The sequence below is a fragment of the Alcanivorax sp. P2S70 genome (assembly GCF_000475295.1).
Taxonomy (GTDB): domain Bacteria; phylum Pseudomonadota; class Gammaproteobacteria; order Pseudomonadales; family Alcanivoracaceae; genus Alcanivorax; species Alcanivorax profundi.
This window is the reverse complement of sequence record NZ_AXBZ01000014.1, coordinates 55,252-75,824: the sequence shown is the minus strand read 5'-3', so window position 1 is coordinate 75,824 and position 20,573 is coordinate 55,252. Positions and strand designations below refer to the sequence as shown.

General features: G+C 58.6%; 18 protein-coding genes. 5 read left to right on the top strand and 13 right to left on the bottom strand.

The window, feature by feature from the left end; translation table 11 throughout:
• Positions 1–2 precede the first annotated feature (2 nt).
• The 4 genes from Q672_RS24000 to Q672_RS23985 all read left to right on the top strand — a co-directional run bounded on the left by Q672_RS24000 (position 3) and on the right by Q672_RS23985 (position 3,149).
• Positions 3–1,229 (top strand): type II secretion system F family protein, encoded by a 1,227-nt coding sequence (locus tag Q672_RS24000; protein WP_022985003.1) that lies wholly within the window; start codon positions 3–5, stop codon positions 1,227–1,229.
• A gap of 2 nt (positions 1,230–1,231) precedes the next feature.
• Positions 1,232–2,107, top strand: a complete 876-nt coding sequence (locus Q672_RS23995) for a prepilin peptidase (protein ID WP_022985002.1) — start codon at positions 1,232–1,234, stop codon at positions 2,105–2,107.
• An 80-nt stretch (positions 2,108–2,187) separates the two neighbouring features.
• Positions 2,188–2,790, top strand: a complete 603-nt coding sequence (gene coaE, locus Q672_RS23990) for a dephospho-CoA kinase (RefSeq protein ID WP_022985001.1) — start codon at positions 2,188–2,190, stop codon at positions 2,788–2,790.
• Positions 2,791–2,960: 170 nt separating this feature from the next.
• A complete protein-coding gene (locus Q672_RS23985) occupies positions 2,961–3,149 on the top strand; it encodes a DNA gyrase inhibitor YacG (protein WP_022985000.1) in 189 nt (62 codons plus the stop codon).
• 152 nt (positions 3,150–3,301) lie between these two features.
• Here the strand turns inward: Q672_RS23985 and Q672_RS23980 are convergent, their stop codons facing one another.
• The 4 genes from Q672_RS23980 to Q672_RS23965 all read right to left on the bottom strand — a co-directional run bounded on the left by Q672_RS23980 (position 3,302) and on the right by Q672_RS23965 (position 9,581).
• Entirely contained in the window at positions 3,302–4,243 is a 942-nt protein-coding gene (locus Q672_RS23980) for a Nudix family hydrolase (RefSeq protein WP_022984999.1), read from the bottom strand.
• Positions 4,244–4,380: 137 nt separating this feature from the next.
• Positions 4,381–5,583 carry a bifunctional glutamate N-acetyltransferase/amino-acid acetyltransferase ArgJ gene (gene argJ, locus Q672_RS23975; protein ID WP_022984998.1) on the bottom strand — a complete coding sequence of 401 codons (1,203 nt, stop codon included), beginning with the start codon at positions 5,581–5,583 and terminating at the stop codon, positions 4,381–4,383.
• 126 nt (positions 5,584–5,709) lie between these two features.
• Positions 5,710–8,430: a preprotein translocase subunit SecA gene (secA, locus tag Q672_RS23970; RefSeq protein WP_022984997.1), complete on the bottom strand. Its 2,721-nt coding sequence runs from the start codon at positions 8,428–8,430 to the stop codon at positions 5,710–5,712.
• A 218-nt stretch (positions 8,431–8,648) separates the two neighbouring features.
• Positions 8,649–9,581 (bottom strand): M23 family metallopeptidase, encoded by a 933-nt coding sequence (locus Q672_RS23965; protein WP_031226263.1) that lies wholly within the window; start codon positions 9,579–9,581, stop codon positions 8,649–8,651.
• A 112-nt stretch (positions 9,582–9,693) separates the two neighbouring features.
• On the opposite strand from Q672_RS23965, the gene Q672_RS23960 reads away from it, so the two are divergent.
• Complete coding sequence (locus Q672_RS23960; protein ID WP_022984995.1) at positions 9,694–10,146, top strand: hypothetical protein; 453 nt, start codon at positions 9,694–9,696, stop codon at positions 10,144–10,146.
• Between the two features lie 201 nt (positions 10,147–10,347).
• Here the strand turns inward: Q672_RS23960 and lpxC are convergent, their stop codons facing one another.
• The 9 genes from lpxC to murD all read right to left on the bottom strand — a co-directional run bounded on the left by lpxC (position 10,348) and on the right by murD (position 20,565).
• Complete coding sequence (gene lpxC / locus Q672_RS23955) at positions 10,348–11,262, bottom strand: UDP-3-O-acyl-N-acetylglucosamine deacetylase (protein WP_022984994.1); 915 nt, start codon at positions 11,260–11,262, stop codon at positions 10,348–10,350.
• 109 nt (positions 11,263–11,371) lie between these two features.
• Entirely contained in the window at positions 11,372–12,538 is a 1,167-nt protein-coding gene (ftsZ, locus tag Q672_RS23950) for a cell division protein FtsZ (RefSeq protein WP_022984993.1), read from the bottom strand.
• Positions 12,539–12,669: 131 nt separating this feature from the next.
• Positions 12,670–13,905 (bottom strand): cell division protein FtsA, encoded by a 1,236-nt coding sequence (gene ftsA / locus Q672_RS23945; protein ID WP_022984992.1) that lies wholly within the window; start codon positions 13,903–13,905, stop codon positions 12,670–12,672.
• Between the two features lie 12 nt (positions 13,906–13,917).
• Positions 13,918–14,691: a cell division protein FtsQ/DivIB gene (locus Q672_RS23940; RefSeq protein WP_022984991.1), complete on the bottom strand. Its 774-nt coding sequence runs from the start codon at positions 14,689–14,691 to the stop codon at positions 13,918–13,920.
• The gene (locus Q672_RS23935) at positions 14,684–15,607 is read right to left on the bottom strand and encodes a D-alanine--D-alanine ligase (protein WP_022984990.1); all 924 of its coding nucleotides are present in this window, start codon (positions 15,605–15,607) and stop codon (positions 14,684–14,686) included. Before Q672_RS23935 ends, Q672_RS23940 begins: the two co-directional genes overlap by 8 nt.
• A complete protein-coding gene (gene murC, locus Q672_RS23930; RefSeq protein ID WP_022984989.1) occupies positions 15,600–17,030 on the bottom strand; it encodes a UDP-N-acetylmuramate--L-alanine ligase in 1,431 nt (476 codons plus the stop codon). The genes Q672_RS23935 and murC overlap by 8 nt, the downstream gene beginning before the upstream one ends.
• Positions 17,020–18,093 carry an undecaprenyldiphospho-muramoylpentapeptide beta-N-acetylglucosaminyltransferase gene (gene murG / locus Q672_RS23925; protein WP_022984988.1) on the bottom strand — a complete coding sequence of 358 codons (1,074 nt, stop codon included), beginning with the start codon at positions 18,091–18,093 and terminating at the stop codon, positions 17,020–17,022. The genes murC and murG overlap by 11 nt, the downstream gene beginning before the upstream one ends.
• Positions 18,090–19,247 carry a putative lipid II flippase FtsW gene (ftsW, locus tag Q672_RS23920; protein WP_022984987.1) on the bottom strand — a complete coding sequence of 386 codons (1,158 nt, stop codon included), beginning with the start codon at positions 19,245–19,247 and terminating at the stop codon, positions 18,090–18,092. Before ftsW ends, murG begins: the two co-directional genes overlap by 4 nt.
• Complete coding sequence (gene murD / locus Q672_RS23915) at positions 19,240–20,565, bottom strand: UDP-N-acetylmuramoyl-L-alanine--D-glutamate ligase (protein ID WP_022984986.1); 1,326 nt, start codon at positions 20,563–20,565, stop codon at positions 19,240–19,242. Before murD ends, ftsW begins: the two co-directional genes overlap by 8 nt.
• Positions 20,566–20,573 lie beyond the last annotated feature (8 nt).

The window sequence follows — 20,573 nt, the reverse complement described above, 5'->3', positions numbered from 1 at the left end:
TTATGGCAACGAAAGCAGCAGAACAAAAAAACGCAACCTTTCTCTATGAAGGCATAGACCGACAAGGGAAGAAGGTCAAGGGGGAAACCTCCGGCAAAGGCCCTGCACTGGTTCGCGCAGAATTGCGTAAACAGGGCATCAATGCCAAGAAGGTGGTAAAGAAGCGGGAAATCAACATTGGCGGCAAGAAGAAAATCAAGCCAATGGACATCGCTATCTTTACCCGCCAGATGGCAACCATGATGAAAGCCGGGGTTCCCCTGGTACAGGCCTTCGAAATTGTTGCCGATGGGCTGGATAACCCGTCAATGAAAGACCTTGTACTCAAGCTCAAAGTGGAAGTGGAAGGCGGGAATAACTTTGCCGGCGCCCTCTCAAAGCACCCGGATTACTTCGACGACCTGTACTGTAGCCTGATTGATGCAGGGGAGCAGGCCGGCGCACTGGAAACCATGCTGGACCGGGTTGCCCTGTACAAGGAAAAAAGCGAAGCCCTCAAGCAAAAAATCAAGAAGGCCATGAAGTATCCTGCCACCGTCGTGGTCGCCGCTGTTATTGTGACCGCCATCCTGCTGTTGAAGGTGGTGCCGGTATTTCAGGATTTGTTTGAAGGTTTTGGCGCCGAACTGCCCGCGTTCACTATGTTCGTGATCAACCTGTCCAAGGGACTCAGTAACAACTTCCTGTTCATTCTGGTCGGCATTATTGCGTTCGTGGTGGGCTTCAGCACCCTGAAACGCAAGTCTGAAGCCTTCAGGAATGCGCTGGACCGGACCTATCTCAAACTGCCGATCGTGGGTGACCTGACTTTCAAGTCCACTATCGCCCGTTATGCACGAACCTTGTCCACAACGTTTTCCGCTGGTGTTCCGCTCATCGAAGCACTGGATGCCTGTGCCGGCGCCACCGGCAACGTGGTGTACCGAAATGCGGTGCATCAGATCAAGGATGATGTGGCCACCGGGCAGCAGCTTCAGTTCGCCATGCGAGCCACCGGCGTGTTCCCGGCCATGGCCTTGCAGATGACTGCCATCGGCGAAGAATCCGGCGCCTTGGACGCCATGCTGGAAAAAGTCGCCGTGTACTATGAAGACGAAGTAGATAACGCCGTCGATGGACTGACCAGCATGATGGAACCCTTGATCATGGCGGTACTGGGGGTTCTCATCGGTGGCTTGATTGTTGCCATGTACCTGCCAATCTTCCAGCTGGGTAATGTTGTAGGCTAAGAATGCAAGACACCTTTGAATTGTTATCTGAAAGCCCAACCTTACTGGTTGGGCTTTGTGCTTTTTTCGGGCTGCTGGTCGGCAGCTTTCTGAATGTGGTGATATACCGCCTGCCTGAGATGATGATGCGCAGCTGGCGGCATGAGGCGCGCGAGATTCTCGAATTACCCGAAGAACCGGACAACGAGATATTCAATCTGGTGACCCCGCGCTCGCGCTGCCCCAAGTGTCAGCACGCCATTGCCTGGTACGAAAACGTACCGGTTGTCAGCTGGCTAGCGCTTAAGGGCCGTTGTCGCGGGTGCGCCACTCCCATCAGCAAACGCTACCCCCTTATCGAGCTCGTCAGTGGACTTCTCGCTGGCATCTGTGCCTGGCAGTTTGGCTATGGCGGATGGCTGGTATTCACCCTTGCGGCGACGTGGACACTGTTGGCCGCGGCCATGATTGATGCCGACACGACCCTGTTGCCGGATGATCTCAACTACCCTCTACTCTGGGCTGGCCTGCTTGCGGCCCTGCTGGGCATCTCGCCCGTGTCCCTGCCTGATGCCGTGATTGGCGCCATGGCAGGCTACCTCTCCCTTTGGAGCGTGTATTGGCTGTTCAAACTGCTAACCGGGAAGGAAGGCATGGGGTACGGGGACTTTAAACTGCTCGCGGCTCTCGGCGCCTGGGTGGGCTGGCAGTACCTGCCGCTGATTATCCTGCTCTCATCGGTGGTCGGTCTTGTCTTCGCAGTCGGCGCCATGGTCTTTGCTGGCCAGAAACGCACCCAGATCCCCTTCGGCCCCTACCTCGCCACGGCCGGGTGGATTGCCCTGCTGTGGGGCGATAGCATCGTCAACTCGTATCTGGGGATGTTCAAGGTCGGTTGATCCGCGCCCTCCTGCCCGTGTGGGAGCCATGCTCGCATGGCTCCTGCAAAAACAAAAAGTGAGAATACCAAGGAAATGTCATGTTCGTAGTGGGTCTTACCGGCGGCATTGGCAGCGGCAAAACCGCCGCAACGGATTATCTGGCCCAGCTGGGCATTACCATTGTGGATGCGGATCTGGCCTCGCGGGTGGTGGTGGAGCCCGGTCAGCCGGCATTGCAGGCGATTGCCGAGCGTTTTGGCGACCATGTGATCGCGAAAGATGGCGCCCTGGATCGACGCGCGCTGCGCGAAATCGTGTTTGCCGACCCGGACGCACTCAAGGCGCTGGAAGGCATCACCCACCCGGCCATTGGTCAGGAACTTCGCAACCAGATTGCTGCGAGCAAGTCGCCCTACACCGTGCTCGTTTCTCCCTTGCTGTTCGAGACAAGCCAGAAAGACCTGGTACAACGCACTCTGGTCATTGATGCACCTGCGGAACTGCAGGTGAAGCGCACCATGGCCCGGGACCAGGTACCCGAAGAGCAGGTTGCGGCCATCATGAAAGCTCAGTTGGAACGGACCCAACGGCTGGATCAGGCGGACGATGTCGTCGAGAACCATGGCTCGCTGCAGAGGCTACATGACCAGCTGGATGTGCTACACAAACTTTATCTGGATCTGGCCAGCCATCATTCGTAGGCTGAAACGCCTACGGGCTTCGCTGGCAAGCACCTCGCAACGGCGGAGATCGGCTCACGCCGATTTCCACCCTACGATGCTGACGCCTGACGCCTGACGCCTGACGCCTGACGTCAAAGAGGTTAAGATCCAGCCTTTCGCTGTCCACTATCAACTGTCAACTGATCTTTATGTCCGACAACACCACCCGCACCTATCCCTGTCCGCAATGCAAAAGCCTGACCCGCTTTGATAACAACCCCTGGCGGCCATTCTGTAGCGAACGCTGCAAACTCATTGATTTGGGGGACTGGGCGTCAGAGCGACATGCCATCCCGGGTGACCCGGAAACTCCCGGGATGGATTTCGAGGAACAGTGAAGGCTGCGCGAGCAGCATACCCTGTCAAGTTTTTCGGGTTTTTCCTTGTTTTTAAGCGCATGAGGCCGCGCCCGGAATCCGGGCGCGGCCTCATGCATTGAAGTCACAACCAGTCGCTTATCGCGACACTGTTAACTATTCACTGTTAACTGTTAACTCCAAAAGGCGCGGATGCCTGCGACGCCCACCGCGCCATGCTCTCGGGCAAGGCAGATGTCCTCCGGCCCCACTCCTCCCAGCATGTAGCAGGCAAGGGGTAACCCGCAGGCCCATTGGCCCGCTCTCTCCCAGCCCAGGGCGGGCTGGTCTGGATGAGTGGTTGTCGGGTTAACGGGTGAAATCAGTGCGCTATCCAGACCCAGGCTGACCGCTTTATCCAGCGCCTGCTGATCATGGCAAGCCGCCGAGACCACACCGGAAAAATCGGGACGGCGAGAGCAACCCATCAGCACACTGGCCGGCAGATGCAAACCGAACACACCCTCCGGCATTCCCCCTGCCATTCCGAGGGGAGAATCTGCCCTCAACCAGACGCGCACCCCTGCACGACGACAGGTCTCCAGAATGCGCTCGCGGGCAGGATGCTGACTCCAGGCGCGCAAATAGACTCCGGTTTGCATACTGTCCAGACGCTCGATACCCGTCAGCAACGTATTAAGCTCAATGGTATCGGGCACAATGGCAAGACACGGGGGGAGCATAATTGCTGTCACAACCGGCTGGTTAGCCGCCGGAAACGACAGTTCTGCCAGATCACTCAAGGCAAACCAGGCAACTTGCTGCCCTTCCCTGCCCGTGGGCACTCCTCGCCACCCGGTCACATCCCGAAAATGCAGGGTCACGTGCAAATCAGGGTACTGATGCGCAATGGTCATAAAAGGAGAAGAGAGGGACGACGCCATGCCCAGCTCTTCATAGAGCTCACGAGCCAACGCCTCATCAAGCCGCTCCCCCGGCTCCACTTTGCCACCGGGGAATTCCCAGCGGCCGCCCTGATGCTTGTGGTCCGGACGCTTGCTGAGACAGATACGCCCATCTTCGCCACGGATGATGGCGGCAACAACGGTAATGGCGGGAGTAGGTTCAGTGCTCATTTATCTGGGTCCATTCGCTCTGGCAGCGGCCGGGATAATATCGGAGCGTGCTTGCACACGAAGCAGTGGACTGCCGGCCCAGGCAAATTCACTCTCGCTTGCAAGCAAGCCCCTACAGGGCGATGAAGCCACAGCCTCTAGGTTCGGTATTCCGCGTTGATCTTCACATAGTCATAGCTGAAGTCACAGGTCCAGACCGTGCATTCAGCCTCACCGGCATTGAGCTCAGCACGGATGGAAATGTCAGGCTGGGCCATGACGGCCGACCCTTTGGCCTCCTGATAGTCTTCCGCTACGCCTCCCTGCTCGACCAGCAGCACATCACCAAGCCACACACTCACCTTACTAACGTCCAATGCAGCAATGGGAGCGCGGCCAATGGCCGCCAGAATCCTGCCCCAGTTAGGATCCGATGCAAACAGGGCGGTCTTGACGAGCGGAGAATGGGCGATAGTTTCCGCCACGATACGGGCATCCGCTTCGCTATCTGCCCCCGCCACCGTAATGGCCACAAACTTGGTAGCACCTTCACCGTCGCGCACCAGCGCTTGGGCAAGCTCGACGAAGACCTCTTCCAGTGCATTGAACAACAACTGACTGCCGGCATTCAGCTCGGTGATTTCCGGCATCTCCGCCTTCGCCGTGCTGATCAACATGCAGGCATCGTTGGTGGAGGTATCACCGTCTACTGTGACCCGATTGAAGGATTTGTCCGCCAATGCTTTTACCCACTGGTCCAACAGCGGCTTGGCGATGGGAGCGTCTGTGGCAATGTAGCCCAACATGGTCGCCATATTCGGCTTGATCATGCCCGACCCCTTCGACATGCCGGTCACGGTCACAGGGACACCCGCCATTTCCACCCGGCGGCTGGCCACTTTCGGGTAGGTGTCGGTGGTCATGATGCCTTCTGACGCTCGGCCCCAATGGTGTTCATCCAGGTCGGCCAAGGCCATTGGTAACCCTTTCTCGAACGCCGGCAACGGGAACTGCTCGCCAATCACTCCGGTGGAGTACGGCAGGATTTCGTCTTCCGCACAACCCGCCACTTGCGCCAGCAATCGACAGCTGGCCAGGCAGTTTTCCATACCCTTCTGCCCGGTGCCCGCATTGGCGTAGCCCGTATTGATCATCAAATACCTTGGCGTGGTTGTTGCCAGTCGCTGCCTGGCCACCTGCACCGGTGCGGCGCAGAAACGATTCAGGGTGAATACCCCGCTGACACGGGAACCTTCCGCCAGTTCCAGCACAACCAGATCCTTACGGTTGGCTTTCTTGATGCCCGCTTCCACGGCCGCAAGCCGGATACCGGGAACAGGTAACCACTCAGTCTGTGTCATAACCCTTTCCTTGAAAAATCAGCTACATGCTTCAAGCAGCAAGCGACAAGCCTAAACAAAGAAAGCACCGGCTTTGCCGGTGCTCTGGTTTCCTTGCAGCTTGAAGCTTCTCGCTTGAGACTGGGTTTATTCAATCTTGCCGTGACACTGCTTGTATTTCTTGCCAGATCCGCACGGGCAGGGTTCGTTACGCCCCACCTTGCGGCCGTCACGAACGACCGTTTTGGGCTGCTGGCCCTCGCGCTCACCTGAGGCCCCGGCTGTTCCATCGGTACCCGGCTCGGCCACCGCCTGCATTTTCATTTTTTCCGCCTGACGCTGCGCCTCTTCCTGCCGCTGCTGCTCCAAGCGTTCCAGCTCATCATCACGACGTACCTGGAAGCTGTGCAACACGCGAATCAGTTCGTGCTGAATCTGGTTTAACAGGGTCTGGAACAGCTCAAAAGCTTCTTTCTTGTATTCCTGCTTGGGATTTTTCTGGGCGTAACCACGCAGATGAATCCCCTGGCGCAGATGATCCATACTGGCCAGATGTTCTTTCCAGTGTCGATCCAGAATCTGCAGCATCAGATGCTTTTCAATACGGCGCAGGTCTTCAACACCAATCTCTGCCTCTTTGCGCTCGTAGTCTTGCTCCAGACTTTCCACCAGTTTCTCGACAACCCCGTCAATATGGAGCTGGTTGTCTTCATTCAACCACTGGCCAACCGGCGCATTGCTCTGGAACTCCGCTTCAAGAATTTTTTCCAGGCCCGGGATATCCCACTGATCCTCCACGGAACCCGGCGCCATATAATTGTGCACCACTTCCTGAAGCACATCGTAACGAATGCCTTTTACAGAATTGGTCAGATCCGCTGTCTCGAGAATCTGGTCACGCTGACTGTATATAACCTGACGCTGATCGTTGGCCACATCGTCATATTCCAGCAGGTTTTTGCGGATGTCGAAGTTGCGCCCTTCCACTTTACGCTGTGCGTTTTCGATCGCACGGGTCACCCAGCGGTGCTCGATGGCTTCACCGTTTTCCAGCCCCAGCGAACGCATCATGCCGCGGATACGATCCGAAGCGAAAATTCGCATCAGGTCATCTTCCATAGACAGGAAGAAACGGGTGTAACCGGGATCCCCCTGACGGCCGGCACGCCCGCGTAGCTGGTTGTCGATACGACGGGACTCATGGCGCTCGGTACCAATGATGTGCAGCCCCCCGGCCTCCATCACCTTGTCATGATTAGCCTGCCACTCTGCACGGATCTTTTCGGCCTGGGCTTCGGATGGCTCATCCATGTGTTTAATTTGCTCTTCCGGGTTACCCCCGAGCATGATGTCAGTACCCCGGCCTGCCATATTGGTGGCAATGGTCACGGCACCGGGACGACCCGCCTGGGCAATAATCTGTGCTTCACGCTGGTGGAACTTGGCGTTCAGGACTTCATGATGAATCTTGTCCTGTTTAAGCCGCTTGGAGAGATACTCAGAGGCCTCAATCGTGGCGGTACCGACCAGCACAGGCGCGCCCTTGTCTACCGCTTTTCTGATTTCGTCAACGATAGCATCGAATTTTTCCTGCAGGCTCAGATACACCAGGTCATTGGCATCCACCCTCACCATGGGTCTGTTGGTGGGGATAACCACCACATCCATGCCATAAATCTGGCGGAATTCCAGCGCTTCGGTATCGGCTGTACCGGTCATGCCGGACAACTTGTTATAGAGACGGAAGTAGTTCTGGAAGGTGGTGGACGCCAGCGTCTGGTTTTCCTGCTGAATGTTCACCCCTTCTTTGGCCTCAATCGCCTGGTGGATACCCTCTGACCAGCGACGGCCGGGCATGGTACGACCAGTATGCTCGTCCACAATCACAATCTGGCCACCCTGGACAATGTAGTCCCGGTCGACATGGAACAGGGCATGGGCCTTCAGGGCCGCGTGCACATGGTGCAGCAGGGCCAGGTTATGGGCTGCATAAAGGCTTTCACCTTCTTCCAAAAGGCCATTGCTGACCAACAGGGATTCGATCTTCTGATGGCCATCTTCGGTCAGTTCCACCTGCCGCTGTTTCTCATCGACGAAATAATCGCCTTCGTCTTCCTCTGTCTGCCCTTTCAGATTTGGCATCAACTTGTTGATGGCCATGTACAGCTCGGAGGAATCCGACGCCGGGCCGGAGATGATCAGCGGTGTACGCGCTTCATCAATAAGAATGGAATCCACCTCATCGACAATGGCGTAATTCAACCCACGCTGAACCCGGTCTTCCAACCGGAAAGCCATATTGTCACGCAGGTAATCGAACCCGTACTCGTTATTGGTGCCGTAGGTTATGTCGGAATTATAGGCGACACGCTTCTGCTCGGAGGGCTGCTGGGACAAGATCACCCCAACCGACAGACCCAGGAACTCATAGAGCGGACGCATCCAGTTGGCATCCCGCTCGGCCAGGTAATCATTCACCGTCACCACGTGAACACCATGGCCGGACAAGGCGTTAAGATATGCTGGCAGGGTCGCGGTCAGGGTTTTACCCTCACCGGTGCGCATTTCAGAAATTCGCCCTTCATGGAGGGAAATCCCTCCCATCATCTGAACGTCGAAGTGACGCATGCCCATGACCCGGGTTGAAGCCTCACGGACCACCGCAAATGCTTCAGGCAGCAACTCATCCAGAGTCCTGCCTTGCTGGAAGGCGTCGCGGAATTCTGTTGTTTTGTGCTGTAACTCGCCGTCAGTCAGATTCGCCAGCGCTTCCCCATGGCTACCGATCGCTTCCACCAGCTTCGCCATGCGCTTGAGTTCACGATCATTCTTGGTGCCGATAATTTTTTTTACGATGGTACCCAGCATAAAACTTCCGATTCAGTAAACAGTCAGGCCACTCCGTCACGTGCGGGAAAAAACCGCCAGAACGAATTGTCGCGCACGCACGACCCCAGCGGACACGAGACGGACTCAGGCAAGGGAGCCATTCTAAACACAATAGTTTGGAGAGATAAGGTGGTATTCACGGTTATCAAGGCCTGCCCATGAAAAACGGCCCCTAAGGGGCCGTTTTCGCTGTCATTTCAGCGTCTTGCACGATAAATATAGGGCTGAGGGTTAACCTGGGCGCCATTTTTCAACACTTCGTAGTGCACATGCGGCCCTGTTGATCGTCCGGAATTACCGACTTTGGCAATGGTGTCCCCGGTCCTGACGATTTCCCCGGACTCAACCACCAGTTCCGCAGCATGCCCATAACGGGTGGTAATGCCGTTACCGTGGTTGATCTCCACCATTTTACCGTAACCAGATCGCTCGCCGGAAAATGTCACTACACCGGAGCCAGTGGCAATGATAGGAGTTCCCACCTTGCCTGCAAAGTCCACCCCCTTGTGCCAGGCCACACGACCTGTGAAGGGATCTGAGCGGCGACCAAAGCGGCTGGACATCCAGCCTTTACTAAGAGGGCGGCCGGACAACCAGGTCTGGTCTTCAATCTGCTTGTCAGCGAGCAGATCTTCCAGGATCTCCAACTGACGTTCGCGCCGCTCCAGGGTTGCCGTCATCTGGTCCACAGCCTCCATAAAGGAAGGCAGCTCATAGCTGGCACCTTCATCCGCAGACTCCGGACCACCCAGCCCGGGGATGGTACTGAAATCGAACTCGTCGCTGCCCACATCGGCCACTTCTACAAGCCGCTCGCCCAGCGCATCGAGACGCACCAGCCGCGCCTGGGCCTGGGCCAGTTTCAGGGTCAGGGCGCGAAACTGCTCCTGGCTCAGCTGATCCAGATCCGCCAGCGCCAGCTGTTGCTCATGGAGCTGTTCGGCAAAACGCTCGGTCATCACCGGGGTGAATTCGGGCTGATCGCTGACATGATAGATGAGTTGGTAAGTGCCCACTGCCACCAGTACCGGTAACAGCAGAAACACCCCCGCCAACATCCACGGCCAATGGCGGGGGACAGGCAGGGTACGCGAATGGCCGCGCTTGCTGTTAAGGACTATGATATTCATAAATTCGTGTAACGCACCGGTAAAAAGCCGCTTATTTCGACTAAATTCAAATAGTTACGCCCAACTCTTTATAATCTTTTTTACAATTGGCAGGCTAGTCTAAGTAAAAGCCATGAGCAAGACAACTTCGCCCAAAGCCCTCCTCTCACTGCTCAGCGGTAACGCCACCCTGTCAGCACTGATGCGAGAGGCAAGAAAATCACCCTCCCAGGCCGAGCAAAACCCGCTCGATTGCCTACCCCCCGCCCTGCGCGAGCGGGTGACGCTGATCCGGGATCAACAGCGCTGGCTAGCGCTGGTAGAAACCAGCGCTACCGCCCAGCTGCTGCGATTCCATCTTCCTCGGCTCCAGCAGGCACTACCCGGCGAACAGGTAAAGATTGTCGTGGGCGGCAAACGTCAGCCCGGACTGTCTGCCCACACTTATGCAGGCAAGGCGCGTGCCAACATTCCCAGACTTAGCCAGGAAAGTGCCCGACACATTCAGGCTTTGGCTGACACTATCGAGGATGACGGCCTAAAGGCATCACTGGAGCGCCTGGCCAGCCGCGGAGAAAGCGACTAAACCGCCATTAAACTCGCGATCCAGGCTCACGTCCGTTTGAAAAATGCTGTCACCGTGTAAACGGTGAGGGTTGATGCGCTGAAATTGCGCTCCCGTCGTTGCGGGTAATGAACCTCCGGCATAGCGGAGAGAGGCCCGAAGGGTACCAGCCAGCGGCGGGAGAACCGCCGGCTGGTCACAGGGCTTCGACGTGTGGCGGCCTTATTCGGCTGCCAGCACCGGTCGCATGTAAGAGACAGGTGCGTCGGTGGCATCTTCGAAAGTGACCACCTCATAGGAGTCCTCCTGACGGAGAATTTCCCGCAGTAGCGCGTTGTTGAGGGCATGGCCGGACTTGTGGCCAATGAACTCGCCAATCAGGCTGTGCCCCAGCAGATACAGATCGCCAATGGCATCCAGCATCTTGTGCTTGACGAATTCGTCCTCGTAACGCAGACCGTCCTCGTTAAGGATCCGGTATTCATCCACCACAATCGCGTTGTCTACGCTGCCGCCCAGCGCCAGGTTCTGGCTGCGCAGGAATTCGATATCCCGCATGAAACCGAACGTTCGGGCCCGCGCCACTTCTTTTACGAACGAGGTCGTAGAGAAGTCGATGCTGGACACCTGGTTTCGGTCTTCAAATACCGGGTGATCGAATTCAATGGAGAAAGTCACCTTGAAGCCATCAAAGGGCACGAACGTTGCCGTCTTGTCCCCTTCCCGCACCGTCACTTCCTTCTTGATGCGGATAAACTTCTTGGCGGCTTCCTGTTCCTTGATACCGGCTGACTGCAGCAGGAAGACGAACGGACCGGCACTGCCATCCATGATCGGCATTTCCGGTGCGGAGAGTTCCACAAAGGCATTATCAATGCCCAGGCCCGCCATGGCGGACAGGAAATGCTCCACAGTACCGACTTTCACGCCATCCTGAACCAGGGTGGATGAGAGTGTGGTTTCGCCCACCGCATCGGCGGCGGCCTTGATCTCCACCACCGGCTCCAGGTCCACACGCCGGAACACGATGCCGGTATCAACCGGTGCCGGGCGCACAGTCATGTAAACCTTTTCGCCGGTGTGAAGGCCCACGCCAGTTGCGCGGATCACGTTTTTCAGTGTTCGTTGTCTGATCATCTGTCTGTCACACAGCTGCGGGTATCCTCGGGATACCGCTTTCCTCAACACAAAATTAGGGCGCAATTATACTGCAACTCCCTGATTTTGCACCAATGCCGCCAGACCGTTAGTCGGCCTGACGACGCAGGAAGGTCGGAATATCAATGAAATCCAGATCTTCCGCGGTGTTTACCGCCTGCTGGCCACGACCGCTGGCTGCCTGCTGAGCGGCGCGTTTGCGCTCCACAGCGGGACGATCCAGATCACTGTAGTCCACTCGACCATCAGCGGCGACAGGAGTCTGACGGCCACGCACCACTTTTAGTTCCTGCTGGGCAGCACCCAGACCGGTGGCGACGACAGTCACACTGATGTTATCGCCCATATCCGGGTCGATCGCGGTACCGATGATCACGTTGGCATCTTCACCGGCCAGCTCACTGACGATCTCGCCCACTTCAGAGAACTCGTCCAGCGCGATGGATTCGTTAGCGGTGATGTTGACCAGAATGCCACGGGCGCCGCGGAGGTCCACATCTTCCAGCAGCGGGCTGGAAATGGCCGCACGAGCTGCATCAGCTGCACGTTCCTCGCCACTGGCGGTACCGGAGCCCATCATCGCCGTACCCAGCTCGCTCATTACTGTACGAACGTCGGCGAAATCCACGTTGATCATCCCCGGACGCACGATCAGATCGGCAATCCCTTTCACCGCACCCTGGAGTACGTCGTTGGCCGCCTTGAAGGCATCCAGCAGGCTGGTGGAACCACCCAGAACAGACTGCAGTTTTTCGTTGGGGATGGTGATCAGGGAGTGAACATGCTCCTTGAGCTCCTCGATCCCTTCCTGCGCAGAGCGCATGCGCTTCTTGCCTTCGAAGGGGAACGGCTTGGTCACAACCGCCACAGTGAGGATACCCAGCTCCTTGGCGATTTCCGCCACGACCGGAGCGGCACCGGTACCCGTACCGCCGCCCATGCCAGCGGTCACAAAGACCATATCGGCACCGTCCAGCAGTTCGGCAATGCGATCGCGGTCTTCCAGCGCAGATTGACGACCGATTTCGGGGTTAGCACCCGCACCCAGACCCTTGGTCACCTGGCTTCCCAGCTGAATCACGGTCTTGGCTTGAGCATTACGCAGGGCCTGTGCATCGGTGTTGGCGCAGATGAAATCCACCCCCTCAACACCGGAGCGAACCATGTGGTCCACGGCATTACCGCCGCCACCACCGACACCTACCACTTTGATTACCGCGCCATGGGGCACGCTGTCTTCCAGTTTGAATTGCATGGTTGATCTCCCGTTTGTTGCTTCCCTGTTTACTTCATAACGTCACGTCGAATGTTCCGGTGGTGTTACCGCGGCCCGGAACCGCCGCTTGCGCTCATTGGCGGTGATGTCGCGTTTCCAACAACACCGCCTTAAAAATTGCCTTTAAACCAGTTCTTGAAGCGCTCCATCCAGTCCACCTGTCCGCCACCGGCCTGGGCGCGAGCACTGCCACCGTCTTTTTCCATACGCTGGCCGTACAGCAACAGGCCCACCGCCGTGGAATAGATCGGGTTACGCACCACATCGGTGAGCCCGGCGATCCCCTGGGGCGCCCCCAGGCGTACCGGCATATGGAAAATTTCTTCTGCCAGATCTACCGCGCCTTCGATCTTGGAAGAGCCACCGGTGAGCACGATGCCGCCCGGGATCAGGTCCTCAAAACCGGAGCGGCGAATTTCCGCCTGCACCAGCGTGAACAACTCGTCGTAACGAGGCTCGACCACTTCGGCCAGATTCTGGCGGCTGAGGGTCCGTGGTGGACGGTCGCCAACGCTGGGCACCTTGATGGTTTCGTCGGCACCGGCCAGTTGGGTCAGCGCGCAGGCGTACTTGATCTTGATTTCGTCGGCATGCTGCTTGGGGGTACGCAGGGCCATGGCGATATCGTTGGTCACCTGGTCACCGGCAATCGGAATATTGGCGGTATGACGAATCGCCCCTTCGGTAAAGATGGCAATGTCTGTGGTGCCACCGCCGATATCCACAATACAGACACCCAGTTCACGCTCATCTTCCGTCAGCACCGCATGGGCACTGGCCAGCTGTTCGAGAATGATGTCGTCCACTTCCAGGTTGCAGCGACGCACACACTTCTCGATGTTCTGGGCCGCATTGACCGCACAGGTAACCAGATGCACCTTGGCTTCAAGACGCACGCCACTCATGCCAATGGGCTCACGGACACCTTCCTGATTGTCCACCACATATTCCTGTGGCAGCACATGCAGGGTCTTCTGGTCGGCCGGAATCGCTACCGCCTGGGCGGCATCAATGACCCGGTCGATATCAGCCTGGGCGACCTCACGATCACGAATGGCGACAATGCCGTGGGAGTTGAGGCTTCGCACATGAGAGCCGGCAATACCTGCGTAGACAGTGTGAATGTGACAGCCCGCCATCAGCTCTGCTTCTTCGACCGCGCGCTGAATGGAGCGCACCGTGGCCTCGATATCCACCACCACGCCTTTCTTCATGCCGCGAGAGGGCTGTGAGCCAATGCCGACGATTTCCATGGTGCCATCGGCAGATGTCTGCCCGACGATGGCCACCACCTTGGAGGTGCCAATGTCGAGACCGACAATCATGTTTTCCGTTTCTGTTGCCATGTCACCTAACTCCTAACTCTGCTCGCCCCAGGTCACCGCCATGCCATCTGCATAACGCAGATCCACGCGGGTGACGCGGCGACTGTCCGTGCTCAGCACACCCCGATAAAGCCGCACAAAGCGGCGAAGTTTGGTGGTGTACTGCTCACGGTCGACCACCAGTTGCATGTCATTATCCAGCGTCAGCCGCGCGGTCAGTCGTGCGTTGACGTCCATACTGCGAATGCCCAGATCCACATCCGCCAGCATCTTGCCCATGCTGTGATAGAAAGCCATGACTTCCTCCAGCCGTTGTTCAGGGCCATTCAGGTGTGGCAGGCCGCTCAGGTCGTACTGCTTGAGCGCCTTAAAGGGCTCCCCGCTATCCGACACCAACACGGTTTCGTTCCACACCGCCACCGGGCGCCGCTCTTCCACGGTCAACACCACGGTGTCGGGCCACTGGCGGCGCACTGACACGCCTTCTACCCAGCTCAGCCCCTGCGCCTGCTGGTAGATCTCTTCCAGCGGCACAGAAAAATAGTTTTCATCTCGCACCAGCGCCGCCAACGCGGTCTGGATCTGCTGCTGACGACGCACGTCTGTCACACCGTCAACGCCCACTTTGCGGATGGGATAACCATCCAGTGCGGCGGGCAGATAAATCACACCCAGCAACAGCACCACCGCCACACTGCCCACCAACATCCACGGCACCGCGGCAGACAATCGCTCCTGCAGCGGCACGCCCGCCTTCTTGGCAGGCTTGCGGCGAGCGCCACGGGGCGCCGGGGCATTGTTAGCCACCGGTCTGCTCCACCGCCAGCAGCAGGATCTCACCCACCAGGGCATCGAAATCACGGCCCGCCGCTTTCGCTGCCATGGGCACCAGGGAATGGTCTGTCATCCCCGGCACGGTATTCACTTCCAGCAACTGCCACTGGCCCTCGGCGTCGCGCATCACGTCCACACGGCCCCAGCCCCGGCAACCCGCCACACGGAAAGCGGTCAGCGCCAGCTGGCGGATGGCCTTTTCGTCAGCTTCGTCCAGCCCTGCCGGACAGAGGTATTCGGTGCTGTCAGACTGGTACTTGGCCTCGAAGTCATAAAAGGCATGGGGCGTCTTCAGACGAATGGCCGGCAACGCCTCATCGCCCAGCAGCGCCACGGTATACTCCGGACCGTTTACCCAGGCCTCGACCAGCACATCAGAATCGAACTTGCCCGCTTCCTCAAGCGCGGCGGCCAGCTGTTCCGCGTTATCGGCCTTGGCCATGCCAATAGAAGAGCCCTCATGGGCAGGCTTGATCATCAGCGGAAAGCCCAACTCCAACTCCTCACGACCGGCCACATAAAATGCCGGTGTCGGCAGCCCCGCGCCTTTCCACAATTGCTTGGTGCGCACCTTGTCCATGCCAATGGCCGAGGCCATTACCCCGGAGCCGGTGTAAGGGATGCCCAGGTGTTCGAGTACGCCCTGGATCACACCGTCTTCACCACCACGGCCATGCAGGGCAATAAAGGCGGCATCGAACCCCTTGAGGGTATCCACACTCTTGTCCGCAGGATCCACCAGCTCGGCAATCAACCCCAGGTTGCGCAACGCCTGATGCACGGCAGCACCACTTTTCAGTGACACCGGACGCTCGGCGGATTTGCCGCCTGCCAGTACCGCTACCCGGCCAATGCTGGCCAGTTGCTTCTTCAGCAGTACCTTATCCACGCTTGGCGCCTCCCTGTTCAGCCAGTTCCTTCGCAATGGCACCGACGTTGCCGGCCCCCTGAGTGACCAACAGATCACCATCACGAAGTTGGGTATTCAAAATAGTCGCCAATTTGGCCGGGTCATCGACAAACACCGGCTCCACCTGACCACGCTTGCGGATGCTGCGACACAGCGCCCGGGCATCAGCGCCAGGAATCGGATCTTCACCCGCGCCATACACTTCCAGCATCAGCAACACATCCACCCCGGACAGGACCTCCACGAAGTCCTCATAGAGATCCTGGGTGCGGGTATAGCGATGCGGCTGGAACAGCATGGCAAGACGACGGCCTGGCCAACCGGCACGAATCGCGTCAATGGTCACTCCAACCTCGCTGGGGTGATGACCGTAATCATCCACCAGGGTCGCGCTGCCACCGTCAAAGTGATATTCGCCCTGCACATCAAAGCGGCGCCCCACTCCCGAGAAATTATTCAGGCCACGAACGATAGCCTCGTCATCGGCGCCTTCGTCAGCCGACACCGCAATGGCTGCCAGGGCATTCAGCACATTGTGCTTGCCCGGCATGTTCAGAGAGATCTGCAGCGGCTCCCCTTCCTTGCGGATGACACGGAATGTGGTCGTCATGCCTTGCTGCTGAACGTCTTCGGCACGCAGGTCCGCATCTTCGCTGAAGCCGTAACGAATCACCTGACGATTCACCCGTGGTAACAGTTTTCGCACCACGGGATCATCCACACACATCACCGCCACACCGTAAAACGGCAGATTGTGGAGGAATTCCACAAAGGTGTTTTCCAGTTGCGCGAAATCACCACCGTAGGTGTGCATGTGATCGGCTTCGATGTTGGTGACGATGGCGCTCATGGGCTGCAGGTGCAGGAAGCTGGCATCGGATTCGTCGGCTTCTGCCACCAGGTAGCGACTCTGGCCAAGACGGGCATTGGTCCCGGCACTGTTCAGGCGCCCGCCAATAACGAAGGTGGGATCAAGCCCGGCTTCTGCCATGATCGCCGCCGTCATGGACGTCGTCGTTGTCTTGCCGTGGGTGCCGGCGACGGCGATGCCATGGCGGAAACGCATCAGCTCCGCCAGCATCTGTGCACGCGGCACCACCGGCACTCGCCGGGCATGGGCCTCGGCCACTTCCACGTTCTCGGTGTTGACCGCCGTCGACGTCACTACCACGTCGGCACCATCAATATTCTCGGCTCGATGACCGATTTCGACGCGCACACCAAGGCTGCGCAGGCGAGCGACCACCGGCGATTCCTTGATGTCACTGCCACTGATGGCATAGCCCTGATTGGCCAGCACCTCAGCGATACCGCACATCCCTACACCACCGATACCCACAAAATGGATACCGCGAATTCGGCGCATCTCCGGCACCGTATGGATGTTGTCGTTATCGGCCATTGGCCACCTCCTCACACAGCGTGGCCGCGCGCTCGGCGCTGTCGACCACGGCCTGCTCACGAGCTCGCTGTGCCATTTGCGACAGCGCACCCCGTTCTGCAACCGGTTTCAGTGTCGCGGCCAGGGTGGCCGCGCTCAGTTCCCGCTGGGGCAACAGCAGGGCCGCGCCCCGGTCTGACAACCAACGGGCGTTCAATGTCTGGTGGTCGTCCACTGCCGTGGGCAATGGAATGAACAGTGCCGCCACACCTGCGGCTGCCACCTCAGCCACCGTCAGGGCACCGGCGCGACAGATCACCAGATCCGCCCAGCCGTAGGCCTCTGCCATGTCATCAATAAACTCACTGACCTGGGCATTCATGCCCAGCGCGTCGTAAATCGGCGCGGCCTCGGCCGTGCGTCCCGCGCCACACTGATGGCGAACCTGAATATCGCGGCCCAGCACCGCCAACAGCAGTTCCGGCAGGTCCCGATTAAGCACCAAGGCTCCCTGACTGCCACCAACGATCAGTACGCGCAGGCCACCCTGATGCCGGGCATAGCGATTGACCGGTTCGGCAATGGCCGCAATGTCAGCCCGCACCGGGTTACCCACCCAGCACGCCTGCTTGCCAATGAACGCGCCCTCGAACCCTTCCAGCGTGACGGTGGCCATTTTGGACAGCAGTCGATTGGTCAATCCCGGTACGGCGTTCTGCTCATGCACTACCACCGGCACCTTGCACAGTCTTGCCGCCAACCCACCAGGGCCACTGGCAAAACCGCCAAACCCCACCGCCAGCACAGGCTGGCGCTGACGAATAATCTGACGCGCCTGCAGCACCGCACGTAGCAGGTTGAACGGCGCCGTCAGCTTGCGCTTGAGACCACCACCGCGCAGACGCGATACCGACAGCTCGGCAATGTCATAGCCATGTCGCCGCACCAGCTGGCCTTCCATTCCGTGCTCCGCTCCCAGCCAGAGAATGTCGAAGCCTCGCGCGCGCAACTGGTCTGCGACGGCAAGGGCAGGGAACACATGCCCCCCCGTGCCGCCAGCCATGATCAGGATGGTCCGACTCATCGCGCCGTCCTCCCTCTGGCTTTCAACTGTTCGGCTTCGGCCCCGGCCCGCAGGATCAACCCGATCATGGCGGCAGACACCAGCAGCGAAGAGCCGCCATAGCTGATAAAGGGCAGCGTTAGTCCCTTGGTCGGCAACATGCCCATGTTCACGCCCAGATTGATAAAGGCCTGGGAACAGAACACAAACGCACAGCCATAAACCAGGTAGGCGTGATACAGAAAACCGCGCTCTTCCAGCGAATGGCCCAGCCGGAAAACCCGCCAGCCCAGCAAGATAAAGCCGCTGATCAACGCGATATTTCCCAACAGCCCCAGTTCTTCTGCCATCACGGCATAAACGAAGTCGGTATGGGCTTCCGGCAGGTAAAACAGTTTCTGCACGCTGTTACCCAGCCCAACCCCTGTCAGGTGCCCGCGGCCGAAGGCAATCAGGCTCTGGGTCAACTGGTAACCCGCCCCGAACTGATCAGACCAGGGATCGGTAAAGGTCATCAGACGCGCCACGCGGTAGGGTTCGGCCACGGCCACCAGCGCCCCCAGCCCCACCGCCGTCAGACCAATCAACAGAAAACGCAGGGTCGGCACGCCAGACAGGAACAACATGCCCATGGCGGTAATACCCAGCACCACCACTGCACCAAAGTCCGGTTCCAGCAGCAGCAACAGCATCAATACGCCCAACAGCCCCAGCGGCAGCAAAAACGCTTTCCACTCTGCCTCCAGCGCCGCCTTGCGTTCTGCCACGTAGCCAGCCATGTACAACACGAAGCACAGCTTCACGATTTCCGATGCCTGGATTGTCAGGCCCGGCAGGGCAATCCAGCGAGTCGACCCGTTCACGGTGCGCCCCAGCCCCGGGATAAACACCATCACCAGCACCACCAGCGCCACCGGCAGCATCACAAAGCGCAGGCGCTCCAGCAGGGCCAGCGGGACCGCGTAATACACGAATGCGCCCACACCCAGTCCCAGGGCAAGGTAAATGCCATGGCGCAGGGCATAATAGAACGGGTCACCGAGACGGGTTTCGGCAATCTGCAAGCTCGCGGAGGACACCATCACCAGACCAGCCAACGCCAGCAGGATCGCGGTCCACAGCAACGGTTTGTCGACCCCTTTGCTATCCAGTTTCAGGATCATGCGCTCAGTCATGGCACACCTCCCGAACCCGTGATGCGAAATCATCCCCACGTGCCGCGAAGCCACTGTACATATCGAACGAGGCGCAGGCGGGCGACAACAGCACGGCATCACCAGGTTGGGCCAGAGCATGGGCCCGGGCCACAGCAGCCTGCATGTCAGCCACCAATTCACAGGGCGCCGCAGACATGCCTTCGGCCAGTACGTTTCGGTCTTCACCCATCAGCAAGGCAGCACGCAGATACTGACGAGCAGGCTCTGCCAGCGGCGAGAAATCCTGCCCTTTGCCCTGCCCGCCTCCGATCAGGATGACCTTGCCCTCAATGCTTTCGCCAATCCCTGTCAGCGCCGCCAGCGTGGCACCCACATTGGTCGCCTTGGAATCGTTGAACCAGCGCACGCCGCCACTATCGGCAACCAGCTGACAACGGTGGGCCAGCCCGGTGAAGGTTTTTACCGTGGCCAATGCCTTGTCACGGTTCAGCGCCAGCGCATCGCTGATGGCCAACACCGCGAGGATATTCATGGCATTGTGATGGCCGGTGAGCGCCAGCTCCGACAATTCCAACAATGGCTCACCACGGCACAGCAACTGTCCGCTCTCACTATCGAGGCGGTAATCGGCTTCCGGGTGTGCACCAAAGGTCACTTGTCTCGGCACCGTCGCAGGCGGACGGGTTGCCGGATCATCCCGATTCCATACCGCCACCTGACACCCGTCGTAAATGCGCTGCTTGGCCGCCAGGTAATCGGCAAAGCTGGCATAGCGGTCCAGATGGTCCTGAGAGACGTTAAGAATGGTGGCCACATCGGCGCTCAGGCTGTAGGTGGTTTCCAGCTGGAAGCTGGACAACTCAAGCACATAGAGCCTGGCCTGATCACTCAACAGATCCAGTGCAGGCACACCCAGATTGCCGCCGATGCCGGGATTCATTCCACAGGCATCCGCGACCTGACCCAGCAACGTCGTCACGGTGCTCTTGGCATTGGAACCGGTAATCGCCACGACGGGCTCACTGGCAGCGCGCGCAAACAGCTCCACATCACCAATGACTTCCTTGCCAGCCACAACCTGCTCGGCGATGGCGGGCGTAGAGACCGCCACCCCGGGGCTGACAATCAACCGACGGGCCTTTTTCATCCAGCCGGCCTTGAAGCCGCCGGTGTGAATTTTCACCTCAGGGAAGTCGGCTCGCAGGGCATCCAGACCCGCCGGCTCGGCACGGGTATCCAGCGCACGCACAGGCATCCCCTGATCCGTCAGATAACGGATCACGGAACGCCCGGATACGCCGAGGCCGATGACCAGATCGAAACCCTCTTTCGCCATATGCCTAA

What these genes read in the sequence shown, in the direction of transcription:
- Q672_RS24000 (WP_022985003.1), top strand. Translation starts at nt 3, where the DNA reads ATGGCAACGAAAGCAGCAGAACAAAAAAACGCAACCTTTCTCTATGAA.
- Q672_RS23995 (WP_022985002.1), top strand. Translation starts at nt 1,232, where the DNA reads ATGCAAGACACCTTTGAATTGTTATCTGAAAGCCCAACCTTACTGGTT.
- coaE (WP_022985001.1), top strand. Translation starts at nt 2,188, where the DNA reads ATGTTCGTAGTGGGTCTTACCGGCGGCATTGGCAGCGGCAAAACCGCC.
- Q672_RS23985 (WP_022985000.1), top strand. Translation starts at nt 2,961, where the DNA reads ATGTCCGACAACACCACCCGCACCTATCCCTGTCCGCAATGCAAAAGC.
- Q672_RS23980 (WP_022984999.1), bottom strand. Translation starts at nt 4,243, where the DNA reads ATGAGCACTGAACCTACTCCCGCCATTACCGTTGTTGCCGCCATCATC.
- argJ (WP_022984998.1), bottom strand. Translation starts at nt 5,583, where the DNA reads ATGACACAGACTGAGTGGTTACCTGTTCCCGGTATCCGGCTTGCGGCC.
- secA (WP_022984997.1), bottom strand. Translation starts at nt 8,430, where the DNA reads ATGCTGGGTACCATCGTAAAAAAAATTATCGGCACCAAGAATGATCGT.
- Q672_RS23965 (WP_031226263.1), bottom strand. Translation starts at nt 9,581, where the DNA reads ATGAATATCATAGTCCTTAACAGCAAGCGCGGCCATTCGCGTACCCTG.
- Q672_RS23960 (WP_022984995.1), top strand. Translation starts at nt 9,694, where the DNA reads ATGAGCAAGACAACTTCGCCCAAAGCCCTCCTCTCACTGCTCAGCGGT.
- lpxC (WP_022984994.1), bottom strand. Translation starts at nt 11,262, where the DNA reads ATGATCAGACAACGAACACTGAAAAACGTGATCCGCGCAACTGGCGTG.
- ftsZ (WP_022984993.1), bottom strand. Translation starts at nt 12,538, where the DNA reads ATGCAATTCAAACTGGAAGACAGCGTGCCCCATGGCGCGGTAATCAAA.
- ftsA (WP_022984992.1), bottom strand. Translation starts at nt 13,905, where the DNA reads ATGGCAACAGAAACGGAAAACATGATTGTCGGTCTCGACATTGGCACC.
- murC (WP_022984989.1), bottom strand. Translation starts at nt 17,030, where the DNA reads ATGGCCGATAACGACAACATCCATACGGTGCCGGAGATGCGCCGAATT.
- murG (WP_022984988.1), bottom strand. Translation starts at nt 18,093, where the DNA reads ATGAGTCGGACCATCCTGATCATGGCTGGCGGCACGGGGGGGCATGTG.
- ftsW (WP_022984987.1), bottom strand. Translation starts at nt 19,247, where the DNA reads ATGACTGAGCGCATGATCCTGAAACTGGATAGCAAAGGGGTCGACAAA.
- murD (WP_022984986.1), bottom strand. Translation starts at nt 20,565, where the DNA reads ATGGCGAAAGAGGGTTTCGATCTGGTCATCGGCCTCGGCGTATCCGGG.